This is a genomic window from Faecalimonas umbilicata (assembly GCF_042846195.1).
In the GTDB taxonomy this organism is placed as follows: Bacteria; Bacillota; Clostridia; order Lachnospirales; family Lachnospiraceae; genus Faecalimonas; species Faecalimonas umbilicata.
In genome coordinates, this window is record NZ_AP031411.1 from 200,699 (window position 1) to 223,283 (window position 22,585).

At 35.5% G+C, this 22,585-nt stretch carries 31 protein-coding genes; 23 read left to right on the forward strand and 8 right to left on the reverse strand.

Features of this window, described 5'->3' with window-relative positions; genetic code table 11:
• The first annotated feature begins 7 nt into the window (after positions 1-7).
• The 10 genes from ACGG81_RS00950 (at position 8) to ACGG81_RS00995 (ending at position 6,753) form a co-directional block, all read left to right on the forward strand.
• Positions 8-1,114: a radical SAM/SPASM domain-containing protein gene (locus ACGG81_RS00950; protein WP_117843956.1), complete on the forward strand. Its 1,107-nt coding sequence runs from the start codon at positions 8-10 to the stop codon at positions 1,112-1,114.
• Entirely contained in the window at positions 1,104-2,369 is a 1,266-nt protein-coding gene (locus ACGG81_RS00955) for a radical SAM/SPASM domain-containing protein (RefSeq protein ID WP_225084405.1), read from the forward strand. The genes ACGG81_RS00950 and ACGG81_RS00955 overlap by 11 nt, the downstream gene beginning before the upstream one ends.
• Before the next feature lie 84 nt (positions 2,370-2,453).
• Entirely contained in the window at positions 2,454-2,597 is a 144-nt protein-coding gene (locus tag ACGG81_RS00960; RefSeq protein WP_173684407.1) for a hypothetical protein, read from the forward strand.
• Positions 2,598-2,620: 23 nt separating this feature from the next.
• On the forward strand, positions 2,621-2,761 hold the full coding sequence (locus ACGG81_RS00965; protein WP_165852526.1) for a hypothetical protein: 141 nt from the start codon (positions 2,621-2,623) through the stop codon (positions 2,759-2,761).
• A 17-nt stretch (positions 2,762-2,778) separates the two neighbouring features.
• Positions 2,779-2,928, forward strand: coding sequence for a hypothetical protein (locus ACGG81_RS00970; protein ID WP_172538635.1), 150 nt, complete (start codon positions 2,779-2,781; stop codon positions 2,926-2,928).
• A 103-nt stretch (positions 2,929-3,031) separates the two neighbouring features.
• Positions 3,032-3,730: an ABC transporter ATP-binding protein gene (locus ACGG81_RS00975; RefSeq protein ID WP_117843958.1), complete on the forward strand. Its 699-nt coding sequence runs from the start codon at positions 3,032-3,034 to the stop codon at positions 3,728-3,730.
• Positions 3,711-6,065 carry an ABC transporter permease gene (locus ACGG81_RS00980; protein WP_118045835.1) on the forward strand — a complete coding sequence of 785 codons (2,355 nt, stop codon included), beginning with the start codon at positions 3,711-3,713 and terminating at the stop codon, positions 6,063-6,065. The genes ACGG81_RS00975 and ACGG81_RS00980 overlap by 20 nt, the downstream gene beginning before the upstream one ends.
• A 110-nt stretch (positions 6,066-6,175) precedes the next feature.
• On the forward strand, positions 6,176-6,319 hold the full coding sequence (locus tag ACGG81_RS00985; protein ID WP_173684404.1) for a hypothetical protein: 144 nt from the start codon (positions 6,176-6,178) through the stop codon (positions 6,317-6,319).
• A gap of 38 nt (positions 6,320-6,357) precedes the next feature.
• The gene (locus ACGG81_RS00990; protein WP_173684408.1) at positions 6,358-6,498 is read left to right on the forward strand and encodes a hypothetical protein; all 141 of its coding nucleotides are present in this window, start codon (positions 6,358-6,360) and stop codon (positions 6,496-6,498) included.
• A 117-nt stretch (positions 6,499-6,615) separates the two neighbouring features.
• Entirely contained in the window at positions 6,616-6,753 is a 138-nt protein-coding gene (locus tag ACGG81_RS00995; RefSeq protein ID WP_173684409.1) for a hypothetical protein, read from the forward strand.
• A gap of 52 nt (positions 6,754-6,805) precedes the next feature.
• Here the strand turns inward: ACGG81_RS00995 and ACGG81_RS01000 are convergent, their stop codons facing one another.
• Positions 6,806-7,477, reverse strand: a complete 672-nt coding sequence (locus ACGG81_RS01000; protein WP_054337529.1) for a response regulator transcription factor — start codon at positions 7,475-7,477, stop codon at positions 6,806-6,808.
• A gap of 212 nt (positions 7,478-7,689) precedes the next feature.
• On the opposite strand from ACGG81_RS01000, the gene ACGG81_RS01005 reads away from it, so the two are divergent.
• From ACGG81_RS01005 to ACGG81_RS01065, 13 genes are all read left to right on the forward strand, one after another.
• A complete protein-coding gene (locus tag ACGG81_RS01005) occupies positions 7,690-8,046 on the forward strand; it encodes a helix-turn-helix domain-containing protein (protein ID WP_054337530.1) in 357 nt (118 codons plus the stop codon).
• 72 nt (positions 8,047-8,118) lie between these two features.
• Positions 8,119-8,532 (forward strand): hypothetical protein, encoded by a 414-nt coding sequence (locus tag ACGG81_RS01010; RefSeq protein WP_054337531.1) that lies wholly within the window; start codon positions 8,119-8,121, stop codon positions 8,530-8,532.
• Between the two features lie 220 nt (positions 8,533-8,752).
• A complete protein-coding gene (locus tag ACGG81_RS01015) occupies positions 8,753-9,526 on the forward strand; it encodes a response regulator (RefSeq protein ID WP_117843961.1) in 774 nt (257 codons plus the stop codon).
• Positions 9,527-9,660: 134 nt separating this feature from the next.
• Positions 9,661-10,851: a methionine adenosyltransferase gene (metK, locus tag ACGG81_RS01020; RefSeq protein ID WP_015526821.1), complete on the forward strand. Its 1,191-nt coding sequence runs from the start codon at positions 9,661-9,663 to the stop codon at positions 10,849-10,851.
• Positions 10,852-10,870: 19 nt separating this feature from the next.
• Positions 10,871-11,890 carry an alpha/beta fold hydrolase gene (locus tag ACGG81_RS01025; protein ID WP_015526822.1) on the forward strand — a complete coding sequence of 340 codons (1,020 nt, stop codon included), beginning with the start codon at positions 10,871-10,873 and terminating at the stop codon, positions 11,888-11,890.
• Between the two features lie 55 nt (positions 11,891-11,945).
• Positions 11,946-12,347: a winged helix-turn-helix domain-containing protein gene (locus ACGG81_RS01030; RefSeq protein ID WP_025579072.1), complete on the forward strand. Its 402-nt coding sequence runs from the start codon at positions 11,946-11,948 to the stop codon at positions 12,345-12,347.
• A gap of 222 nt (positions 12,348-12,569) precedes the next feature.
• The gene (locus ACGG81_RS01035) at positions 12,570-13,226 is read left to right on the forward strand and encodes a recombinase family protein (RefSeq protein ID WP_005340281.1); all 657 of its coding nucleotides are present in this window, start codon (positions 12,570-12,572) and stop codon (positions 13,224-13,226) included.
• Between the two features lie 48 nt (positions 13,227-13,274).
• Positions 13,275-13,496, forward strand: coding sequence for a DUF5348 domain-containing protein (locus ACGG81_RS01040; protein WP_015526823.1), 222 nt, complete (start codon positions 13,275-13,277; stop codon positions 13,494-13,496).
• 32 nt (positions 13,497-13,528) lie between these two features.
• Complete coding sequence (locus tag ACGG81_RS01045; RefSeq protein ID WP_390109086.1) at positions 13,529-13,807, forward strand: hypothetical protein; 279 nt, start codon at positions 13,529-13,531, stop codon at positions 13,805-13,807.
• Entirely contained in the window at positions 13,797-14,492 is a 696-nt protein-coding gene (locus ACGG81_RS01050; protein WP_015526825.1) for a hypothetical protein, read from the forward strand. Before ACGG81_RS01045 ends, ACGG81_RS01050 begins: the two co-directional genes overlap by 11 nt.
• A 244-nt stretch (positions 14,493-14,736) precedes the next feature.
• Positions 14,737-15,507 carry a DUF6577 family protein gene (locus ACGG81_RS01055; protein WP_117457421.1) on the forward strand — a complete coding sequence of 257 codons (771 nt, stop codon included), beginning with the start codon at positions 14,737-14,739 and terminating at the stop codon, positions 15,505-15,507.
• Positions 15,508-15,510: 3 nt separating this feature from the next.
• Positions 15,511-16,731 carry a nucleotidyl transferase AbiEii/AbiGii toxin family protein gene (locus tag ACGG81_RS01060; protein WP_117457422.1) on the forward strand — a complete coding sequence of 407 codons (1,221 nt, stop codon included), beginning with the start codon at positions 15,511-15,513 and terminating at the stop codon, positions 16,729-16,731.
• Position 16,732: 1 nt separating this feature from the next.
• A complete protein-coding gene (locus ACGG81_RS01065) occupies positions 16,733-17,365 on the forward strand; it encodes a metallophosphoesterase (protein WP_015526826.1) in 633 nt (210 codons plus the stop codon).
• A gap of 50 nt (positions 17,366-17,415) precedes the next feature.
• On the opposite strand, the gene ACGG81_RS01070 is transcribed toward ACGG81_RS01065, so the two are convergent.
• The 7 genes from ACGG81_RS01070 to ACGG81_RS01100 form a co-directional block, all read right to left on the reverse strand.
• On the reverse strand, positions 17,416-18,141 hold the full coding sequence (locus ACGG81_RS01070; RefSeq protein ID WP_015526827.1) for a YkgJ family cysteine cluster protein: 726 nt from the start codon (positions 18,139-18,141) through the stop codon (positions 17,416-17,418).
• A gap of 40 nt (positions 18,142-18,181) precedes the next feature.
• Positions 18,182-18,928, reverse strand: a complete 747-nt coding sequence (locus ACGG81_RS01075) for an LPD11 domain-containing protein (protein ID WP_015526828.1) — start codon at positions 18,926-18,928, stop codon at positions 18,182-18,184.
• Positions 18,929-19,124: 196 nt separating this feature from the next.
• Positions 19,125-20,483 (reverse strand): ATP-binding protein, encoded by a 1,359-nt coding sequence (locus ACGG81_RS01080; RefSeq protein WP_015526829.1) that lies wholly within the window; start codon positions 20,481-20,483, stop codon positions 19,125-19,127.
• An 86-nt stretch (positions 20,484-20,569) separates the two neighbouring features.
• On the reverse strand, positions 20,570-21,031 hold the full coding sequence (locus tag ACGG81_RS01085) for an NADAR family protein (RefSeq protein WP_004223769.1): 462 nt from the start codon (positions 21,029-21,031) through the stop codon (positions 20,570-20,572).
• 76 nt (positions 21,032-21,107) lie between these two features.
• Positions 21,108-21,353 carry a hypothetical protein gene (locus ACGG81_RS01090; RefSeq protein ID WP_004223767.1) on the reverse strand — a complete coding sequence of 82 codons (246 nt, stop codon included), beginning with the start codon at positions 21,351-21,353 and terminating at the stop codon, positions 21,108-21,110.
• Positions 21,354-21,356: 3 nt separating this feature from the next.
• A complete protein-coding gene (locus tag ACGG81_RS01095; RefSeq protein ID WP_015526830.1) occupies positions 21,357-22,043 on the reverse strand; it encodes a DUF3990 domain-containing protein in 687 nt (228 codons plus the stop codon).
• Positions 22,044-22,161: 118 nt separating this feature from the next.
• Complete coding sequence (locus ACGG81_RS01100; protein ID WP_004223763.1) at positions 22,162-22,578, reverse strand: hypothetical protein; 417 nt, start codon at positions 22,576-22,578, stop codon at positions 22,162-22,164.
• Between the last annotated feature and the right edge of the window lie 7 nt (positions 22,579-22,585).

The window sequence follows — 22,585 nt, forward strand, 5'->3', positions numbered from 1 at the left end:
CAGGAAAATGTATACATTGTCATTAGAGATCATAAATAAGTGCAATTTGAATTGTACTTACTGCTATCTGGGCGAGAAGAAAAATACATACATGAGTTTAGAAACGGCTCAAAAGGCAATCGATATTGCTGTGCATGAAGCAAATAAACAGCATGATCGGACACTTATGGTTTACTTTATTGGAGGGGAACCCCTTATGGCATTTAATCTGATGAAAGATGTGGTAGATTATGCGAAGAAAAAATGCCAGGAAACAAACTTAATATGCAAGTTCAGTACTACGATAAATGGAACGTTAGTTACAGATGAAGTAATTGATTTTTTTGTGGAAAATACATTTGAGGTGAAGGTGAGTTTAGATGGTCCTGAGTATGTTCAGAATTTGAACAGGAGAGATTATGCAGGAACCGGAAGCTTTGAAAAAATTATGAAGAACCTTCCGTTATTGAGAAAATATGAGCAGGAAACAGGAAATCAGATTTCGGTAGCCAGTGTTGTGACAAGTAATAACTATCAATATTATGCAGAAAGTTTCCAGTTTTTGCTTGATTTAGGAATTAAAAAATTAGAGTCGGGAATTGATTATTATTGCTCCTGGAGTGATGAGCAGATACAGGGATTACGAGAACAGATAGAGAAGGTATTTGGTTTATATAAAGCACATATACAAAAAAATCAAGAAGTAATCTTTTGGAATCTTTGGGAACAATATCTGAAATCTTTCCTGATTCCATGTCCATTTTACGCATGTAAGGCAGGTTTGACAACTTGCTATGTAACAACGGATGGTGGGATTTATACTTGTGCGGAACTTCCAGAATTTAAAATCGGTTCTGTAGAAGCCGGGTTGGATGTTCCGAGGATTCGAGAGATTATTTACCTAGAGGATCAAGAGGATACAATGTGTAAAAAATGTCAATACATTAGACATTGTAAAACAAGAGGCTGTCAGGTGGCAAATTATGAAATTCACCAAAATGTATATCAACCTATAAAAGTGAATTGTGAAGTGACGAAGTGGATGTACCATCTGATTCAAACAAACTTAACTGAAAAACAGCTTGAAAAGCTGAAACAAGAATATGAAAGGAGATATTTACGTCATGGAAAGTAAGATGAATGAGTTTATTAAGATAACTGAGGGAGAAAAAGTGGCTTTAATTGATCCGGTAGGAAAAGTCTGCCTGGGGGTAAGTAAAAGATTTGCAGACAATTTAGATAAACCAGAGTTTCAGGAAAAGTTATTCCCTGTATGGGAGCAGCAAACTGAATTTGTAAAAGAAATAGAGAAGAATCATGAGAAAATCAATACGGTATATTTGATGGTAACCAGGAAATGTAATATGAATTGTGATTTTTGTGCGATCAGTGCAAACGACAAGCTTCGTCCAGAAAAAGAATTTAAGCTGGAGGATATACAGAATAAGGTGATTCCGTTCTTTCAGAAAAATAAACCACATAAAATGATTCTTACAGGTGGAGAGCCACTGATTAAAGATCAAATTGTGGAAATTGCAAAAGCATTAAGAAATGGTTTGACTTGCCCAATTACACTACAGAGCAATGGTCTTGCGATTACCGAGGAATTAACAGAACAACTCAAAGGATATATAGATGAAATTGATTTCAGTACCATGCACATGTTCGGAACACCTGAAAAGGAGCAGCAGCTAATTAAGCATATAGAGATGTGTCAGCAAGCCGGAATAAAGGTAGTCCTTACTTTCATTTATGAGAAAACCAATGAGATGGATTTGTATCGATTGATTGATATAGCTGCGAAATATGACATAGATGTTCTTTTTAATATAGTTTCATCCGTGGGTAGGGCGAAAGAAAACTCTGAAATTTTAACAGATATGGAGCATCTTGATATGAACCTGAAGATAGTAAAATATATATTGAACCAGGGATACGAGGATAAAAAAATTGGGGGAGCTTTTTATCAAAGAGTTCAGGTAAGAAATTCTTGTGGGGGCTATGGAAAAGTTATGGCAATTTTCCCGGAAGGCGATATTTACATGTGCCAGTGTATGGAGCAGAACCAGGTTCGAATGGGAAATATACTGTCCGATGAGCCACAGAAAATTTTACAGGAATTAGAAAATTTATTGAAAAAAGATGAAATTAAGAGGTTGTTCTGTGCTGAATATAAAGAAATATGTAAAGAATGTGATTATCGCTATATATGCGGTGGGCATTGTCTAGCATCAGAAGAACCTTATGATTATCGGTGTATTTTCTTAAAAGCAGTATTAAATTATGTGCTGTTTTACTATGATTCTAAAGCAAATAGAAGGAAAAATTTAGAAATTTATATTGAGTATATGGAGGAGGTAAAGAGAAGATGGGAGGAAGAACCCAACTAGGAAGAAAAAAGAGCAATTTAGACAAGAAATATAGATAAAAGGTATGTGAAAGCGTATAAATATAGGCATAAGGAGGTGAGTTCTATGGAAGAATTCAATACAGAAAGAAAATCCTCAGAACTTAACAAAGAGGAAGTAAATGTTTATACGGATGACTGCGGTGTGACAAGGTATAATTGTGTAACAGATTGTTTTTGGGTATTAGCTTTAGTTACAGCAGCGGAGTAAATTCGGAAAGGAGACAGTAGACTATGAACGAATTAAAAGAAAAAGAAGCTCAGGAATTATCAAAAGAAGAAATCAATGTTTATGCAGCAGGCTGTGGAGAAATTCAGAATCATTGTAAAAATGACTGCTTTGGTGGCGGATCTTTTCTGAATCCGGATTATTAAAGAGGAGGATCAGTGTCATGGAAGAAAAGAGAATAGAAGTAACTGAAAACGAAGAGTTATTAAAGGAAGAAGTTGATATTTATGAATTGCCAGACTGCGATATCGTTCGTAAGAAATGTGAAAATGATTGCATCGGTGGCGGAGCGTTTTTAAATACAACTAAGTAATACATACAAAAACATGGAAGGCTATTCGAGAAAATAAAATCGAGTAGCCTTTCATTGATATATAGATACGAATTAAAGAATGAATTGAAAGGAGAAATAAATTATGAAAGTATTGGAAGCAAGAAATATAAAAAAATATTATGGAAAGGAGCCTAATATAACAAAGGCATTAGATGGAGTAGATTTTAGTGTTGAAAAGGGAGAATTTGTAGCTATTGTTGGTACATCCGGAAGTGGTAAATCTACCTTATTGAATATGTTGGGAGGATTGGATATACCTACCTCTGGGGAAATTAAAATCCAAGGAAAAAAATTGTCAGACTTAAATGATGAGCAGCTTACAATCTTTCGAAGAAGGAATATAGGCTTTATTTTTCAAAACTATAACTTACTCCCCATGTTAAATGTTTATGAGAATATAGTTTTGCCAATTGAATTAGATGGGCAGGAAGTTGATCAGGTATTTTTGAACGAAATTATTAATATGCTCGGTTTAAAGGAGAAACTGAAAAGTATGCCGAATATGTTATCTGGTGGACAACAGCAGCGTGTTGCCATTGCAAGAGCCTTGATTACGAAGCCGGCAATTATACTTGCAGATGAACCTACAGGAAATCTTGACAGCAAGACGAGCCAGGATGTACTGGAATTGATTCAAAGCACGAGTAGAAAATTTGAGCAAAGTGTTGTGATGATTACTCATAACGAGCACATTGCAGATTTAGCAGAACGAATAGTGAGGATTGAAGACGGAAAATTTTTGAAAATTGGAGTTGGTGAAGATGAGAAAACAAGGGGATAAAAAAGCAATAAAAAATATTGTACAGAGGAATCTTCGGTCTGAAAAGCGAAGAAATATTATGTTAGTGATTTCTATAGCTCTAGCATCATTTTTGATATGCTTTTCAGGACTAATTGCGACTTCACTGCTGGAAGTACAAAAAAAACAGATTCAGGATACATACGAAGCAGTATACATGAATGTTTCAGAAGAAAAACTGTTAAAGCTAAGAGAAGAAACGGGATTTGAAAGAGTAGGACAATACTACATTGTTGGGGATATACCGTCTGATAAAACATATACTGCTGCTTTTTTTTACATGGATCAGCCAATGCTCTATATGATGAGAAACCAGATGAGTTTATTTAGTGGAGAACTTCCAGAGGAAGAAGCTCAAATTGTCGTATGTAAAAAATGGTTGGATAAATATGATAAAGATAAAAAGGTAGGAGATAAGATTACATTAAACACGGAACAGCTATCAGGAAAATACACGATTTCAGGGATTCTTGATATGGCAACTAGTGGAGAAACATTTCCATTTTTAATATCTTGGGAAAAACTGAAAAATTATGAAGACTATAATGAAGACTCCAGCATGGTTTATGTGCATGTGAAGGAAAAAAATGCTGAAGAAATAAAGAAATATTGCAGCGAAATTGGTGAAATAAATAATCTACCTGTAGCATTTAATAATCGATATTTTCGGTACGTTAATCAAATGATTTCTGCAGATCAATTAGGTATCTTAGGAATATTAATTGGACTCGTTTTGATAGGAAGCTATACTGTTATAAAAAGCATTTTCCAAATTTCTATAATTAATAAAATACAAAATTACGGACAACTTAGGACGATAGGAATGACACAAAAGCAGATAAAAAAGATTGTAAAAAAGGAAGGAAGGTATTTAGGTGTTAGAGGAATACTGATAGGTATTACATTAGCAGTTCTTTGTTCAGCGATAATACTAGCAAAAGGGATTAATATTAGGAATTATATCGTATGTGCAATGATAACCGCAGCTATCTGTAGCATTATTGTCAGCATCTCTATAAATAAACCAGTTAAAATAGCAATGAAGGCCTCACCGATGGAATCTGTGAGGATGACAGCAATTAGTAATATAAAAATATCAGCACAAGAAAAAAATAGAAAGCTTACGCCAATATCTTTGGGAATAATGAATTTTAAGAGAGAACCCAAAAAAGTATGGAGCATTGTTATATCATTAAGCCTCGGAGGAATTATTCTGTTAACGGTATCTTCAGCTTTACTTTTACAGTCTCCGGTAAAGATGACACAACACTATTTTGGTGATGCTGATTATAAAATATATATAAAGTCAGATAAAGAACCTACGGAACTATTATATTCCGGGAATCCCCTTAATGATAATTTGAAAGAAGAAATTGGTAGTATTCCAGGCATAAATGAGATGCAAACATTAAGAAAATCAGCAACCTTTACCTTCGAATATAAGGGATATGGAGGAAGAGGAATGTGTGATATGATTACCACGCAAAATAAGAAAGAAATTGAAGATTCATTAGTTGCAGGGCGAATGCCTGAAAATTCCCATGAAATATTAGTAAAGACTGGTTACGAAGATTTTGGGGAAGAAGTAAAGGTAGGAATGCAATTTGAGATATCCTTTGGGAAAGAGAAAATCCCAGTAACAGTATCAGGAATTTTCCAATCAACTAAATTTGCATCTGCACTAGGAAGTGGGCGTGGGGGATTTAATGCTGCGATGATGTGTATGACGGAAGATGCTTTTAAAGAATTATTGCCTGGAATAAAAAATTTTGATTTCACATGGGGAATAAACATTGATCCAAAGGAACAGAGCAGTGTTGATGAAAATCTTCGAAATACGATTTCAAAAAACGAAGATATTGCAATCGAAAGCTTTAGCGAAAGAGTGAAGGGATATGAGAAAGACAATACAATATATTTCGTTTTGCAGGTAATTTCAATCCTAATTTTTCTTTTTGGTGTGATAAATTTGATTAACACAACATTGTCAAATCAATTATTTAGAAGACGTGAATATAGTGTTTTACGGTCTATAGGATTGACAGAAAAGCAGCTTTATAAAGTTATTATCGGTGAAGGTATGTGCTATTCTATCTTAAGCATTTGTATGACTTTGCTAATTGGAACTCCTATTGCAATGTTAATTTGTCGTCAAATGAGTATAAGCTGTTATGGGAAAGTGGTAGAATATTCATTTCCGTTTTTTTATATGGGTATATACGTATTGGTGCTTCTGTTAATACAGGTTATATTATCTATTTATCAAATAAGAGAACAGAAGAAAAAATCAATTATTGATCAACTAAGAATGGAATAGTTATCCAAATAGAAAGAAAAAAATGTAATCTGTACATAAAATATGGAGATGAAATTTTAAAATAGTATACTGATGTTATCAAAAATATTAATAGGAAGGAGGAAAGTCGGATGAAAGAGCGAAGAGATGAACAAGAGGCAAGAGAACTCCTTATGGCAGAAGTAAGCATTTATACGGATGATTGTGGAGAGATTCAGTTTCATTGTTTAAATGATTGCTTGGGCGGAGGTGCTTGGCTCAATATTGAATACTAATAATAACTGAATAAATTTATACAGAAAGGAAAAAAGACATGGAAAGTGAGAGAATAGTAAAAAATAATGAAATAGAGATAGAAGAAGTGAATGTATATACAGACGATTGTGGCACAACAAGAAAAGCGTGTGTAACAGATTGTATTGGTGGAAGTGCTCTTATAACCCCTATGGAGTAATATTGAGTAGGAGAAATTCTATATAGACGATTGTACATTAACTAAATGCCAATATTGTCAGCTACGTTTTAGATATGTGCATAATTAAAAGTACGGAATGAAACAAGGAGGATTTTTATGAACGATGTAAAATTAGAGAATGTTGAATTACAGGAAGAAGAAGTCAATATATACACTCCAGCCTGTGGAGAAACAAGATATAAGTGTATAGCAGATTGCCTTATGGGTAATTGTTTCATTACCTGTGATTACTAGATCATAAGATAAGAAAGGAGCAACGTTATTCGTAATAGATTACGTTGCTCCTTTAATAGGTACTCCACATATATCCAATTCCATATATTGTCTTAATATAATGATGATTTTCGGTATCAATTCTTTGCCGTATGCGGCAGATCATACTATTGAGAGAAGTTTCTTCTACATAATTCCCATTTCGATCCCATAGAGAATATAAAAGATGTTGTCTGGTTAAAACGGTGTTTGGATTTAAAGAAAGCAGTTTGAGTAGCTTAAATTCCAATGGAGTAAAAGAAGTAGCAGTACCTTCAATCACTGCGGTCAAGGAGTCAAAATTTAAAGTTATGTGGCTGTCTTCATACTTTGTGGTTGGATGATGGTTACTAAATAAGATATCCAATTTTTTCTGTAAAAGTGCTGGTGATGAGAGGGTCGAATATAAATGGTCATCGGCACCTGCTTCATAGAAATCCAAAATAATTTGTTCTGGAATATTGGTAGCGCATAAAAACAGAACAATAATATTTGGGAAGTGCTTTTTTGCAGTCTTACATATGATAAGACTATATTCATGTAACAGTGTGAAATCCAAGAGCAAAGCATTATAAGAGTTAAATGGTATGCTGCCGATTTGTTTTGGTACGGTGGAAATAAAATCGGTATGATAATTTTGCTTTAAGATATTCTCCAGATTTTTCCCCAAGACGGACGGGTTGCTAATCAATAATAGTTTTTTCATAAGCATTTCTCCTCCCCTATAAGCACTAGTATATTTAAAAGAAAAGAAATTGTAATATTGTTTGTATAGATTGACTTTTTTTCGGTATAGATGTGTGGAAATGATGATAGTAATACTACGATATACTATGATACATAGTAGTAATACTCTTAAACGAAGTAAAATACAGGCGTATTTAAGTGTAAAATGAGTGTATCGGGAGGTGTACGCTTGTGAATCGAATATCTGAATTAAGAAAAAAATTAGGCCTGACTCAGACGAGATTAGGGGAAGAAATAGGAGTCAGTCAGCAGACAATTAGTAAGTATGAAAAGGTAGACGAGAATATTTCTGGTGATATGTTGCTTGCATTATCCAAATTCTTTAAGGTCCCTGTTGATTATATATTGAGGAAAGATGAAGAGGAACAGCAGAGAGAGCAGGATAATAAAAGAGAAATTATGGAATTGTATAGGGATATGGATCAGTACAATAGAGATACTTGGATTATTATAGGAAAGCGTTTATTGGGCGGTCAGTTACACAAATACAATGAAGATAGTATCGTAGAAAAAAGGCTAAAGGAATAATTTAATAAGATTTCTGCAATAATTCGGATGTAAACTTAAAGTATAATGATAAATGATATGAGGAGATAGAGGATGGGAGAATTATTATACTTTAAGAATTGTGAGGAAAGAAAAAAAGCAGAGGAATTATTAAAGAAATGTTGGCCGGAAGTATCTTTTGTAGTTATGCGATTAGATATGCAAAATATATTAGAAGAAGAAAGAATTCATTTCGGAAAATGGGATATTGAATTTGACAAGAAAAGGATGATTTATAATGGTACAGAAATTGTAATTACTGATATGCAATGGGAGATTTTACAACTGTTGATGAGCGATTCAGAGTTGAGTTTTTCAATTAGAGAAATTGCATACGCCATGAATATTGAAGTGCATGAAGCTCAAATATATGTAGAAGAATTGTTAAAAACGATACAAGAACAAACGGGTTCTGCAATTGTGCAAAAGAAAGAGGAAAGATACTCATTTGTGGAAATAACAGATTAAGTGATGGAGAAAAGGCAGTGGACGACACTGCTTTTTTTATGGGGAGAATGATGTATGCTAAAAATATATAAGATTAAAATAGGCAAAGAAAAAATCAAAATATACAATAGATATACCAGACTTGCTTAAAGTGGTTTATGATGAAATTGGTATGGTGCCTTAGATACAAATAAAATAGAGGTAACTTCTCATTGCTATTATTTTTTAATGGAGATAAGAAATGAAAAAGATATTGTTAATAGAGGACGATAGTAATTACATTTGGCATATAAAAAACTTTCTACAGCGAAAAGGATATCATGTATTAGTTGCATTTACAGTATCACAAGGAAAAGAGCTTATAGAAAAGGAACAAATACTCATTATAGGCTCGGATTTGAAATTGTCAGATGGGAGTGGAATGGAGCTGCTAGAATACTTGCGGGAGAAAACATACAAAATTCCATTCCTTTTCTTTACATGCTATGACAAAAAATATTATGAGAAAGAAGCATTGGAAAAGGGAGCTAAGATATGCATGAATAAATTACAATTCGATTTAGTGAAGGAAACATTATTGGAATATGCTTATAAAGAATCCAATGGAGAGGGAGCTACTTTTCATAAGATACTTCTTGTAAAAAAGAATTCGGAAATCACGTCTATTATACAAACAGAGCTTCTTAAAAAGGGGATATATATGATTATGGTAGAAACTATATGGGAAGCAGAGAATAAACTATTAGAATGTCAAGATATTGAATTGATTCTGTGTGATTTGTTTTTACAAGATGGAATTGCTATGGATTTTTTTCATTCTATGAAAAAGCTTGCTGGAATATATCAAAACACGAAGGAGCCAATATTCAGAGAGTTGCCGTTTTTTATATTCACTGATAATAAAGATTTATCTTTAGAATATCAATATCGCCATGAGGGTGTAAGCGACTATATAACCAGTCCTGTTAATATTCCAGAATTAATCAGACGGATATGTTATTTCGTAGAAGAATAGAAAAGTTATTTGGTTTAAAGATAAAACCAACCGGACAGAAAAAAGTACAATGTAGACAAAAAATATAGTAATAATAGTAAAGATATTTTATGTTATTGACAAATATGAAATATTGATACAAAGGAGAATTTACTATGGAAAAAAGAATATTTACCTCAGAATCAGTAACAGAAGGGCATCCGGACAAAATTTGTGATGCCATATCAGACGCCATATTGGATGCTCTTATGGAGAAGGATCCGATGAGCAGAGTGGCCTGTGAGACTGCAATTACAACGGGTATGGTATTAGTGATAGGAGAAATCACGACCAATGCGTATATAGATATGCAGCAGGTGATAAGAGAAACGATTAAAGAAATTGGTTATGACAACGGAGATTATGGATTTGATGCACATACCTGTGCCGTCTTAACGGCAATTGATGAGCAGTCAGCAGATATTGCTTTGGGTGTGAATAAGGCATTGGAAGCAAAAGAACACAAAATGTCAGAAGAAGAGCTTGATGCAATTGGTGCTGGGGATCAGGGTATGATGTTTGGTTACGCATGTGACGAAACGAATGAATTTATGCCATATCCAATTTCACTGGCACACAAATTGACTCGGCAGCTTACGCAGGTCCGTAAAGATGGTTTGTTGAATTATTTAAGACCGGACGGTAAGAGTCAGGTTACTGTAGAATATGACGAAGCAGGTATTCCGCACCGGTTGGATGCAGTGGTTCTGTCAACACAGCATGATCCAGATGTGACACAGGAGCAGATCCACGAAGATATAAAAAAATATGTATTGGAACCGATTATTCCAACAGAACTGGTAGATGAGAATACAAAATTTTTCATCAATCCAACAGGGCGTTTTGTCATCGGTGGTCCTCACGGAGATAGTGGTGTAACAGGACGCAAGATTATTGTAGATACCTATGGTGGTATGGCACGGCATGGCGGCGGAGCTTTTTCTGGAAAAGACTGTACGAAAGTAGATCGTTCTGCATCTTATGCTGCTCGTTATGTTGCGAAGAATATTGTGGCTGCAGGTCTAGCAAAAAAATGTGAAATTCAGTTGTCTTACGCAATTGGGGTGGCTCATCCGACCTCTATTATGGTAGACACCTTTGGAACCGGGAAAATTTCAGATGAGAGTCTGGTAGATATGATAAGAAAAGAATTTGATCTGCGACCAGCAGGAATCATTCAGACGTTGAATCTCCGCCGTCCAATCTATAAACAGACGGCAGCCTATGGACATTTTGGAAGAAATGATCTCAACCTTCCATGGGAAAGATTAGACAAGGTAGAAGAACTGAAAAAATATTTGAAATAATTTACTTAGGAGGGAGCGTATGAGAAGATACAAAAAGCAAATCTCAAGAATTGTGACGGTTGCGATGCTGTTTGCATTTTTGGTAGGGAATTCTAATATGGTATATGCTATGGGAGCAACACAAGTTGGATATGCGAGTAAATATATCACGGTGAAAGGGAATAATATGCATCTTGCTTTGTATGGAAAATTGGATGCAAGTGGAGAAACATTTGCAGATGAAGGAAAAACCACATTGGTGATGATGCCGGCTCTGGGAGTTCCATCACCGCATATCTACTTCAAACCTCTGGCACAATCTTTAGATGAGAGTTTTAACATAGTGATTGTAGAGCCGTTTGGATATGGGCTTAGTGATGTTGCAGCAACGGATCGAACTGTAGATAATATCAATAGTGAATTGAATGCTGCACTGGACACCATGGGAATTAAGCAGTGTGTATTGCTGGTACATTCGATTTCTGGAGTATATGGACTCAACTTTGTACAGAATTATCCCGAAAAAGTAAAAGGTTTCATTGCTGTTGATAATACGGTATATGATGAAGAACTGGCAGAGGCTATGGAAATGGAAAAGAAATATATGCTGCAGGGAATTGATGAATTTCAGAAAATCAAGAATTCTTTTTCTTCTTTGGAAGAATTCCAGATGGCACTGAAAACAGATCCAGATAAATATGGGGCAGCATTACCACAGGTTTCCGGGTACACTTATACGGAGAGTGATAGGGAGGAATACATTCAGGCATATTCTTTAAGCAGCAACGATACGATTAGAAATGAAGTGAACGGGATGGATCAATCATTACTCTCTATAAAGAATAAAAAATTCCCATCGGCACTTCCTGTATTAACCATGATTTCTTCAGAGAATGTACAAAATGTTCCGGCATGGGAGACTGCTCATAGAAATCAATTGGATTTAGAATCTGGTAATCACCAGTTATATATTGTAAATGGAGGACATTATATCTGGTATACCAATTTAACGCAGGTTGTCCAGCTTATCGATGAATGGAGAATAGAGAATCATTTTTAAAAGGAATCTGTGTGATGAGATTTCTAAATAAGAGAAAACAGAAGGGAAGTGTAGCTTGGGGAAAGTAACTATTTCAACTGTATTGGGATACAAAGAATATGTAGTGGAAAATATAAAAAACATCCGGGGAGAGGATGAAGAAAATTCCGATTTTAGGATTTATCCGGATTATCATAAGATTTATAGAGGACAGACGGAGATCGTCTTAACGAAAGCAGAGTATGAATTGTTTATGCTTTTGTCAGGGAGACCAGGTGTGATATTTACCAAAGAAAAAATTTTTGAGATTCTTTATAACGAGGAATTGCCGGAAAGCATTGATAATATTGTGTACTGTCTGGTATCCAGTATGAGAAAGAAAATTGAACCGGAGCTAAAGCAGTGCCGCTATATTAAAACAGTGAGAGGTGTAGGATATAAGTTTGAAGGAAAAAAGATGGACATCTTTCCAGAATAGTTGATCTGAAGACAGAGGAAATTTTTAAAAACCTCTGTCTTTTTTTGTTGCTTTTTTATGCCATCTTGCGTACAGAAGTAGTGAAAGTCACCTCCCAAAAAGTATGCTTTTTGATGGGAGATGTAATAGGCTATTTTTTTATTTCCAAAAAGTATATAAGAAAGTTTTGAGATATGCCAAAATATTTTAAGACTTTTTGGGAATGTATAAAGGGGGATACGTATGGCATATTATGGGTATCACAGAATCAGTACTAAGGAACAACACTTGGACCGAGGTATTATAGAAATAAAGAGGTTCTGTGAAAATCAGAAAATTAAACTGGAAAGTATTTTTACAGATAAGATAACCGGTAAAAATTTTGACAGACCACGTTATACCGTTCTTGTGGAAGATGTTTTACGGGTAGGGGATACCCTGATTATTACAGAGCTGGACAGACTTGGCAGGAACAAGCAGGAGATTTTAAAGCAGCTACGTTTTTTAGAAGAAAAAGGGGTTCGGGTAATGGTATTGGAACTTCCTACCACGTTGTTTGACCTGTCTCAGATGGAAAATAATCTGGCAAAGATGATGATAGAAACAATCAATAATATGATGATTGAACTCTATGCATCCATGGCACAGGCAGAGATGGAGAAAAAGGAGAAGCGACAAAAGGAAGGTATGGAGGCAAAAAGGCTTCGGGGTGAATGGGATGAAGTAGGAAGACCACGGGCTATAGAACAGGAAAAGTTTAACCAGGAATTTATGAGGGTGGTACAAAAGAAGGTAACACCGACACAACTGCAGCGGGAGTTGGGGTTAACTTCTTCTACCTATTATCGGTATCGGAAAAACTTTTATGAAATTTTTCCGGAATTTCTTCAATCTGTATAGAGATGAGGTAATTACTAAGTAAAAGAAAAATTTAAGGAGGCAGATATTATGAGTGAACACAGAGAAGGTACATTGTTTTATGATACTGAAACAGGGAGGTATGATATACGTTTTGATTTGGAATCTTTTTATGGAGGACTACATTGCGGGGAATGTTTTGATGTAAAGGTGAAAAATGTTTGGGTTCCGGTCCGAATTGAAATGGGAGATGACTGGTATCTGGTTGGACTGAACGTGTCGAGATTAGATGGATTGAGAGTACGTATGTAAATAGGAGGATAAGCCTGATGAGGGGAAGCACAATGAGAGAAAGTGTTACGGATGTTCGCATTATACTGGAATGCTTACAGGAAGCATATCAAATGGAAGGAGATATGGTACGATCCGGGAAAAATATTCATGCGACTATGATATATCCATTTGTCCGTATGCTGCAGGAAAAGTGTAGAGATTTAACAGAGGAACAGATACATAAGACACTTTGGAAAGAATATGAGATTTCAGGGGCAGACAGGATGTTTGTGGAGAGGGCTTCAAAGATTTTAGAGCCATACGAAGGAGAATCTGAAGATGAGAAATAGTACAATGGAATATAAAGTAAATCAAGCCTATGAAGAACTAAAGCGTTTAATACAGTGGAATCCGGATAGTGAAGAAAAATTTTTACAGAAAATGGTATGTTTATTGTTACCTGGACAAAGAAAATGTTGGTCAGAGGCTATCCGTGATTTGAGGCAATCTTTTGAAGCTGAGCAGGGGATGATATTTGTTGAAAAATACAGAGGAAAACTGGAATGGCTGAATAGCATATCTTTGGCAGAACTACAAAGAAAGATAGGAGAAATTTATTTTGTTGATCATTACAAGATGATAGCAGATCAATTCCTATATAAAAAGGATTTTGAAACTTCCTTATTTTTGAGAATTGCAATGGAAACAGGGATAAGAAGTGCAGATATTCCATGTATAGAATGGTCCTGTATGCATGGAAAAACTATTATTTTGGAAGAAACCAAAAGAGGAGATTTGTATAAAAAAGTTAATGGAACGTTTCCTAAGATTTCAACTCAGTCGTTACGGATTATGAAGTTATTGCACAGGAAGCAAGGGAAAATATTCACAAAATCAAACGAGTACTATGTTCGCAAAATTTCTTGTGCTTGGGGAATGCCTGGGTTTCGTATCCATAGTTTTCGGGATTATAGGAGAAAGATAGAAATGGGAATTACAGCAGGAGTACAAGTTCCAAGGATCATTCCATTATAAAGAATAGGCTGGATTGGAAAACGTTATAGGATGCTATATGAGCTGCTGTTGCAGTTCTAGTGAGTTTCAATAAAAATACGCAAATATAGTATTTGCGTATTTTTTATTGAAATTACAAATATATTTGCAAATAGATTGAATTATAAATAAAAACAATAAAATAAACGCAAATATAAACTTTGCGTTTATTTTATTGTTTTTATAGGTGCTATGTGATATACTACGAAAAGAAAGTAGGTGTAGTATGAATAGCAAAACAGCATTAGAAAAAAAATACGAGATAATCAAACAAAATCTTGGGAATCAAACTACCTTTTATACAGATGAAGTAATTCCCCTTTTCCCGGAGTTAAAAAAGTCTACTTTATATTGGAATCTTTCTAAATTAGTAGAGGCGGGTTACATTAAGAGAGTGCGAAACGGTGTATTTTCCTTCAATGATTTGAAAGGCAGACAGGGAATTATTTTATGTGAAACAGCCCAAAAATTGAAAAATTACATGGATGAGCTGGGATTTTATTATTATATATCCGGTTTGGATATTTTGGCAAAATATATGTTACACATACCAGAACAATATCCTGTCATTGCATTTATTGAAAAAGCAGCAAAAGAGGAAATATATAACAATTTATTAGCAGAAGGATTTGAGGTGATAGAACCACAATACACGAAAAAAATGTATGAAGATGCTATGTTTTCAGGTAGCCATAATATGCAGGTGATTTTATACACAACGGAGGATTTTCAGTACAGTAGTGAAGGTCTGGCAAGTATAGAGAAGGCTTTTGCAGATCTTTATTTTGCAATAACGAGAAACGGATATCCACTATCATTGCAAGAATTGGTAAGAATTTATCAGAATCTCAGCAGATTGGGAAATATAGATAAAAAGAAGCTGATAACAGTAGCATCAAGAAGGAATATACAATATGATATTCGCTTTATCGTTGAAAATCGGTTTATTACAGATTCGGCAATAGAGTTTGGAAAAATACTTAGAAGGGAAGAATAAAATTTGGATTACAAAAAGTTATTTCATAAAGAGGAAGCATTTCAGAGAGAAACCTTTCAGAAGAGAATGGAAGAATTTGGGTTTAAAAATATGGCGAGAATGGAACTGTTTTTATGGGATCTTGAATTATTCTTGCATATTCAGAAAATACTAGGAGATAAAATAATATTGAAAGGTGGTGCAGCCACGCAGTTTTATCTGCCAAGGGATGCTCAAAGAACAAGTGTAGACATTGATATGTTATTTTTTGGAACAGAAGAGGAAATAAAGAAAACATTGAGGAAAATCGAAGAATATTTGGGGACAGAAGACGAATTGTTTTACTTTCATAAACATAGCCCTAAGAATCCGAAAACAAATCTTCCATTACATACATATTACACGAAAGTTCCTTCTGTACTATCCAATGCAGAACGTAATATGGAGAGAGAGAGTATTCCCTATCAGGAATTAAAAATAGAATTTATTCTCCAGCCAGAAAAATGGGAATATGAAAGAAGAACGGGAGAAAACATATTTGCGGTAAACAGTTCATGGAACTATCAGATCCTTCCATTGAATTATTTATTTGCGGATAAGCTCACCACATTAGGTTGTAATACGATTGGCGTACAAAATGAAAGGCTGGATGAACAGGTGAAGCAGTTCTATGATATTATGATGTTGTCCAGAAACTGTATATCCGAGATGCAATGCTCTGTTGTGAAAGAAAAGTATTTAAAACGGGCAGAACAAGAATGGAATACAAGGAAGATTACACTGGGGAGCACGCTGGAGGGAAGAGATTATGAACCTAAATATATCGTAAAAGATGTTGAGAAACAGCTTTTGCGTTATCAACAAGCCGATAGCGGTGAAGATGCAGAATTGAAAAAGTTTATTAATGATTTTCATTCGTTATATTTAAACAGGAAAGTGCAGTATGATCCCAAAACGGTTGCCTGCGGAGCATCCCTGGTTCGCTTGATGTATGAACTGATGATTTCAGGCATGGGTTGGGATAAGGTAAAACAGGCATTAGAGATTGAAAAAAAATTAGGTATGGAGCATTTATCGGGACCAGAAAAAGGACAAAAAATTCGTAAACTCAGAAATCAGTTTATTCAGGAATTTGGTAAAGATTCGGTAATCCCGGCATCAACTTTGAAAGGGAAAGATTTAAAAAGAGTGTTCTGGGCAGTTGTAAATATTGATAATTTAAACAAGATTGAGGGAATGATATAAAATGAGATATTATATTGCAGATTTACATTTCTTTCATGAAAATTTGAATACAAAAATGGATAAACGTGGATTTGCAAATGTAAATGCAATGAATGATTATATGCTGAAACAGTGGAATAGTAAAGTGCGTAATAGGGATGAAGTTGTTATCTTAGGGGATTTATCATGGGGGAAATCTGAAGAAACAAACCAGTTGCTTCAGAAATTGAACGGACGTCTATATCTGATACAGGGAAACCATGACCACTATGTCAAGGATCCAAACTTCGACAGTTCACGCTTTGAGTGGATTAAAATGTATGAGGAACTTAGCGATAATAAGAGAAAAGTGATACTTTGTCATTATCCTATTATGTGTTATAACGGACAGTATAAATTGAATGCAGAAGGAAACCCAAAAACCTATATGTTGTATGGACATGTACACGATACGCAGGATCAGAGATTGCTGGAAAGATTTCAAGGAATCACATCTGAAACAACATTTCTGAATACACAGGGGGAAACACAGCATATTCCATGTAATATGATTAACTGTTTTTGTATGTATTCAAATTATCAGCCGCTTACTTTGGATGAATGGATTGCGTGTGATAAGAACAGGAAACAAAAGAGCTGCCAGAATGTAAAGTGATATGAAAAAGAGCCGTCCAAAACTGGTCGGCTCAAAGTATTTATAGTTGTTTATGATTTCTTAGGAATGTCAACAGTTCCTAGTGTTTCAATTAAGGATAGGATTGCATCTGAATTTTGCTGAAATTGCGTTTGAAAATCTTCTGTAATATCATAGTTCAGATACAGAGTTATCAAAGTAGCATTCCATATTGAAATCATGGTCTTTTCTGATATGTGTTCTTCCAGAAATTGTAGATGTTTGCAGAGTGTTGCCTGTGTTCTTGTCCATGTAAAGAAATAGTCATCTTTTAGTGGAATGTTAAAACTACGAAACCATTCCCGGACGGTATGTGTTTCGATTCCGTCTCCGCACTCAGGATTATTAAAGATATATCCAACAGACAGTTCTTCTGGATTTTTCGGAAAACTATCATCCGCAGAAAGGGTAAGATACCGACCAATCGGAAACATGGCACAGACAGTCGGTTTTACATCATGAACCAAACATTTCTGATCCTTTAATAAAGGGCAGCGTTTGACACTTCCTTGTGGTCTCAGGCGGACTATCGGGAAACGGGAGTTACATCCAATATAAGTTTCACAATATTGTTCCAAGGCTTCCGCTGGTGTAATTTGAAATTTTTTTGCTATGTTAAACAGATCTTTCGGGGATAAGAGAATATCCTCCCGGTGAATGCAGCACTTTCCGCATTGGGTACAGTGAAATGTAAATGTATCATCGAGACCGATTTCTTCATATCCTAATTGTTCTTTTAGTTCTTTTATTGAATTCATAATCATTCTCCTTAAAAAAAATATTTTTATGGCGGTTCTATTATTTTGTGTCTGAACACATTGCTTTTTCGTATTCTAGGATTTGTTTCCATGTCAACCATTCTGGTTTCCCATCATCCGGAAATTCATTCCAGAGTTTTTTCATGGCGGCAATTTGTTTGCTTTCATTGTGATAGTACAGATGTCCAGTACAACGGTTTCCGTAATTCAAGTAATACTCACAGTCGCTTTGTAAACGACTAAGCATCATGTACTGAAATTCATAAGGATTTTTCGGTTTATCTGTTAAAATTCTAAATGGTTTCCGGATAGGCATATCCGGTTCTCCATCAAATTCATTTCCGACTGCAGAGTGCAGATGAGGAATTTCAAAGTCACCAAGTTCTACATCTTTCCACAACTTCCCATATTGATCCTGGTATACCGGGCGAGCCCATTCGTCTGTACCAATATAATGAAGAAGACGAGAGGGTTCTTCTGGAATAGAAATCAGTTCATCCGGGGACATAATCACTTCATCCAAAGCAAGATCATCCAGTTTTTTTGGCATATTGTAAAGAGAAGAAAAGCGTTCCTCTAGTTTCCGAATGTCTGCTTCAGACTCAGGAAAATCAAAGCAACAGTGAATATCAGGAGTCAGATTGTCGGTTTCTTTATCTTCGCCGGTATGAATTTCCAAAATAACACCATCCAATCCTGCATAATCGCTGGCATCGGTTGTCCGCACACGTTGTCCAGGTTTGAAGATGACATCTCCCCATTGTAATTCAGTTGTTGTATTGTTCATGTAATTCTTCCTTTCTTGATGGGAATTGGCATTGACAAAAGAGGGAATAGAATAAATCCATACCCCTTTTCCGTAACATCACATCTATGCCAATTCTCATAAATTCATAAATTTTCACTAATTCAGTGCTGTGTTTTTCGTGATCCTTCTAAATAAAAAGAGACCACTCGCAAGTAGTCTCTTCGTAAACATAAATTTAATTAAACTTGTATTGTTCCAATAAATAAATAGGCAGTGTTTCTGTTTTTCCGTCTATTCCTCCTTTGGTTGCCCCTTTTAAATAAAGAAGCTTATCTGCTTTTCCCTGAGCCAGAGCTTTCTGGGCAGTGGAAGCAGTCCCTTTTCCGGCTTTTACTTCTATTAAATATCGGGTGGAAGAAGATAGGCTTTGTGCCAAAAAATCAATTTCTCCGCCTCGGTAAGTAGCAAAAGCTGGGGTTTCAAAGGAAATTTCCGGTGGAAAATCCTGGCGTTTCTTCAGGTTGATATAGACATAATTTTCATTTAATGTGCCTGCAAGTACACGGGAATCGGTACCGGTACGTGTCAGATAATAATTTGCCAGCCCCATATCCATGAAGTAGCAGCGGCTTGCAGACTTAAAATCCAGAATGTCCATTTCTGTTATTTTTGCACAGAATCCAATGATTCCAGAAAAGTACAGCCAGCTAATGGCACGGTTGCAGGTAGCCTTTGAAATATTGCTGGAGTAGTCTTTGGTTACCAGTTTTTGCAATTCTTCACTGATGCTGTCTTCTGAAAATCCTTTCTTTTCACGATTTAAAATACGGCAGATGGAAAAGAAAATATGGGTAAACACTTTGGTATACAAAATATCCGTAAAATAGCGAATGGATTCATTGGTAAAGGTATCAATGATTTTTACGAGTTCGCCTTGAGCTTTTACGATGTTCCGGTTTTCCAGATAGTTTTCGACCACTTTGGGATAGCCACCAATCTGGCAGTACAGCTCATAGGTTTCCTTTAAGCGATTATAGACTTCTGCTTCAGAGGAAACAAGAGATATTTTTTTGTAATCGCCATACAGATTCTGATCATAGGCCATCAAAAACTCCTCAAAAGAAAGCGTATAGATGGTGAGTTTGGTGACATCGCCGCTGGAATAACGGAATTCTGGATCATAAATCCGTCCAAGGTAGCTTCCTGTGATGATGAAATGGGCTTTAAAGTGACGTGTAAACTCCCGGATACGGTTATAAATTTCGGAAGACTCCTGGATTTCGTCAATAATGATGACGGTATCTTCAGAATCAATAAAGTCCGGTTCATATAACTGGAAGGCATCGTGGAGAGGATGCTCCCGCCGTTTTGTTCCAGGTGTCCAGTCGGTTGCCTGTTTATAACATTCCATAAACTGTTTGCCGCTTAATTCAAACAGGTTAATATAAATTTTGTGTTTGTAGTTTTCGTCAGCGAATTTCTGTATCAGGTAGGTTTTTCCAACCTGACGGGCTCCACCGACTTCCAGGGTACTATGACCTCCTTCATTTTTCCAATCCAGAAGACGGTCATAGACAAAACGCTTCAGATACATAAGCACAAATCCTTTCTTTAAAATCTATCTTTCATTATAGCAAAATATTTGCAGTTCATACAGTGCAAAATTGGATAAATTATGTTTTAACATTCAAATTGAAGCTTTGCACGTATATCCATAAGAATTTTGCCCAGATGATTTTCGCCATGACCATTTACAGAACCCCAAAAGTAATCTCCCCAGTTGTTTCCTTCAACAAGGTGACAATTCCCAGTAGCAAGTAATGCTTTACATAGGGTAGGATTCTGCATGAATTTGCACATACAAATTTCATACATGTACATAAGCTTTACACTTTCCCAGTCTGAACGGAGCTGCACTTCTCTTCCCAGTTTTTTTGCATCTTTTGGATTCCTTAATTTGGTAAATTGAAGCTGTTCTTTAGGGGAAATGGTCTTTTGTGCCTGGAAAGCAGCCTCATTATTTGCATACCAGTAGCCCCGGTAATATATCCGGGAAGGATAGAAGTTACTAAGAAAAGCGTATGCTCCATGAAAGTGGTCAATTGTTTGCTGGTAATGATTCGAATAGGTATTAATATACATGTAATCCCTTCTTTCTTATACAAAAAAGGAACCGCTTATGGTAAGCAGTTCCTTCTTAAACATATTTTTTTGTTTGTTATTTGTTTATTTGTGCTTCTTCTTGTTCTTCGTAATAGCGGTCTGCAATATAGCCGGCAGATTCCGCCCAAAGAGTATTTTCTGTATTTTGTAGGGCCTTGTAAGTTTTTGAATGATAAAATTTGCCCATGGCATCCGGAAAGGAAAGATTACTCTTTTCCATAATAATATCGATAACATCCCGGATCTGAATATACAGATTCATTGAAATATCTTTTCCGTTAAAAAAATATTTACCTTCCATGTTTTACACATCCTTTCGAGATTCCAATACCAGATGTTCAAGAGCAAGTGGGGTGTGAAAGGAAACCTGATTATTAACCTTATTATACCGAAGCCTTGTAACCGCTTCATCCACGCTCAAGATACCGGACAAATAAAGTTGTACAGTTTCCATGGTATTATCATCCGCAACAGGCCCAATTACAACATCATAGTGATGCTGGATATCGCCGACAGTACGGTTGAGTTTGACAAACTCCAACCATTCCTTGTCCAAGGTGGCAAAATGTTTGATTTTTAGTTCCTCGGATTGCTGGAAGATATACCGATACACATATTTGCCGCCAGTATGAGTACGCAAGTACAGGCGGTTCGCCCATTCATTTGCCTGCTGTTCGAGAACTGTGCAATAAAATCCACGACCAAAATCACGACGGTTATGTGATTTGTTCAAATCGATTTTATCAAATGCAATATTGGAGCCATGGAAAAGAACAAGCGTGGGCGTATCTTCTTCTATAATATCTTCTACGTATTGAAAAGTATCATGAATATCTAATTGGTGCAACGTTTCGTGTTGTACCAGTATTTTTTCAAATACTTGATGTTTGTAGAAAATATTAAAGGCATCGTCTTCTGATATTTGGTGCTTTTTAGCATAATATTCCAGTGCTTCAATTGATAGCATCTCTATATCTGATTGAATACTCATATACGTTATCCCTCCATTTGCTTTCATTATATCAAAAAAGAAGGTGCTTTCCAACGGTAAAATAACTATAAATGTAAAGTTGCAAAAGATGTTTGAAATGGGGCGTCACCCCATTTCACTATCCCCAAACTTCGCCCATGATTTCCACAAGAAAATCATCTAATGGAAAATCGGGAGGAAGTAATTCACCAAACGTTTCTTGAATTTCTTGGATAACTTCCGTATAAGAAGAATACGCCTGTGAAAATAAGTGGGAAGAATTTTTAAGTTCAATGATATAAAATTCTTCTCCTGGATTTAAGTCCAGTTCTTCCTGATCTTTGATCCTCCATACCGTCATAGACTCAGCAGTGCCATAACGACAGCCATCAAGTTTCTCACAAAGATATTCCTGAAAGGCTAAGAGTGATTCTGGATCAGAGAACTCTTTGTATAAATCAGGAAAAACTTCCTCTGTATATCGAAGGATAAGATTAGCAGCCTCTTCTGTAATAAGAAATCCATAGATATGAAAAACGGATGTAATGATACTCATAGATTTC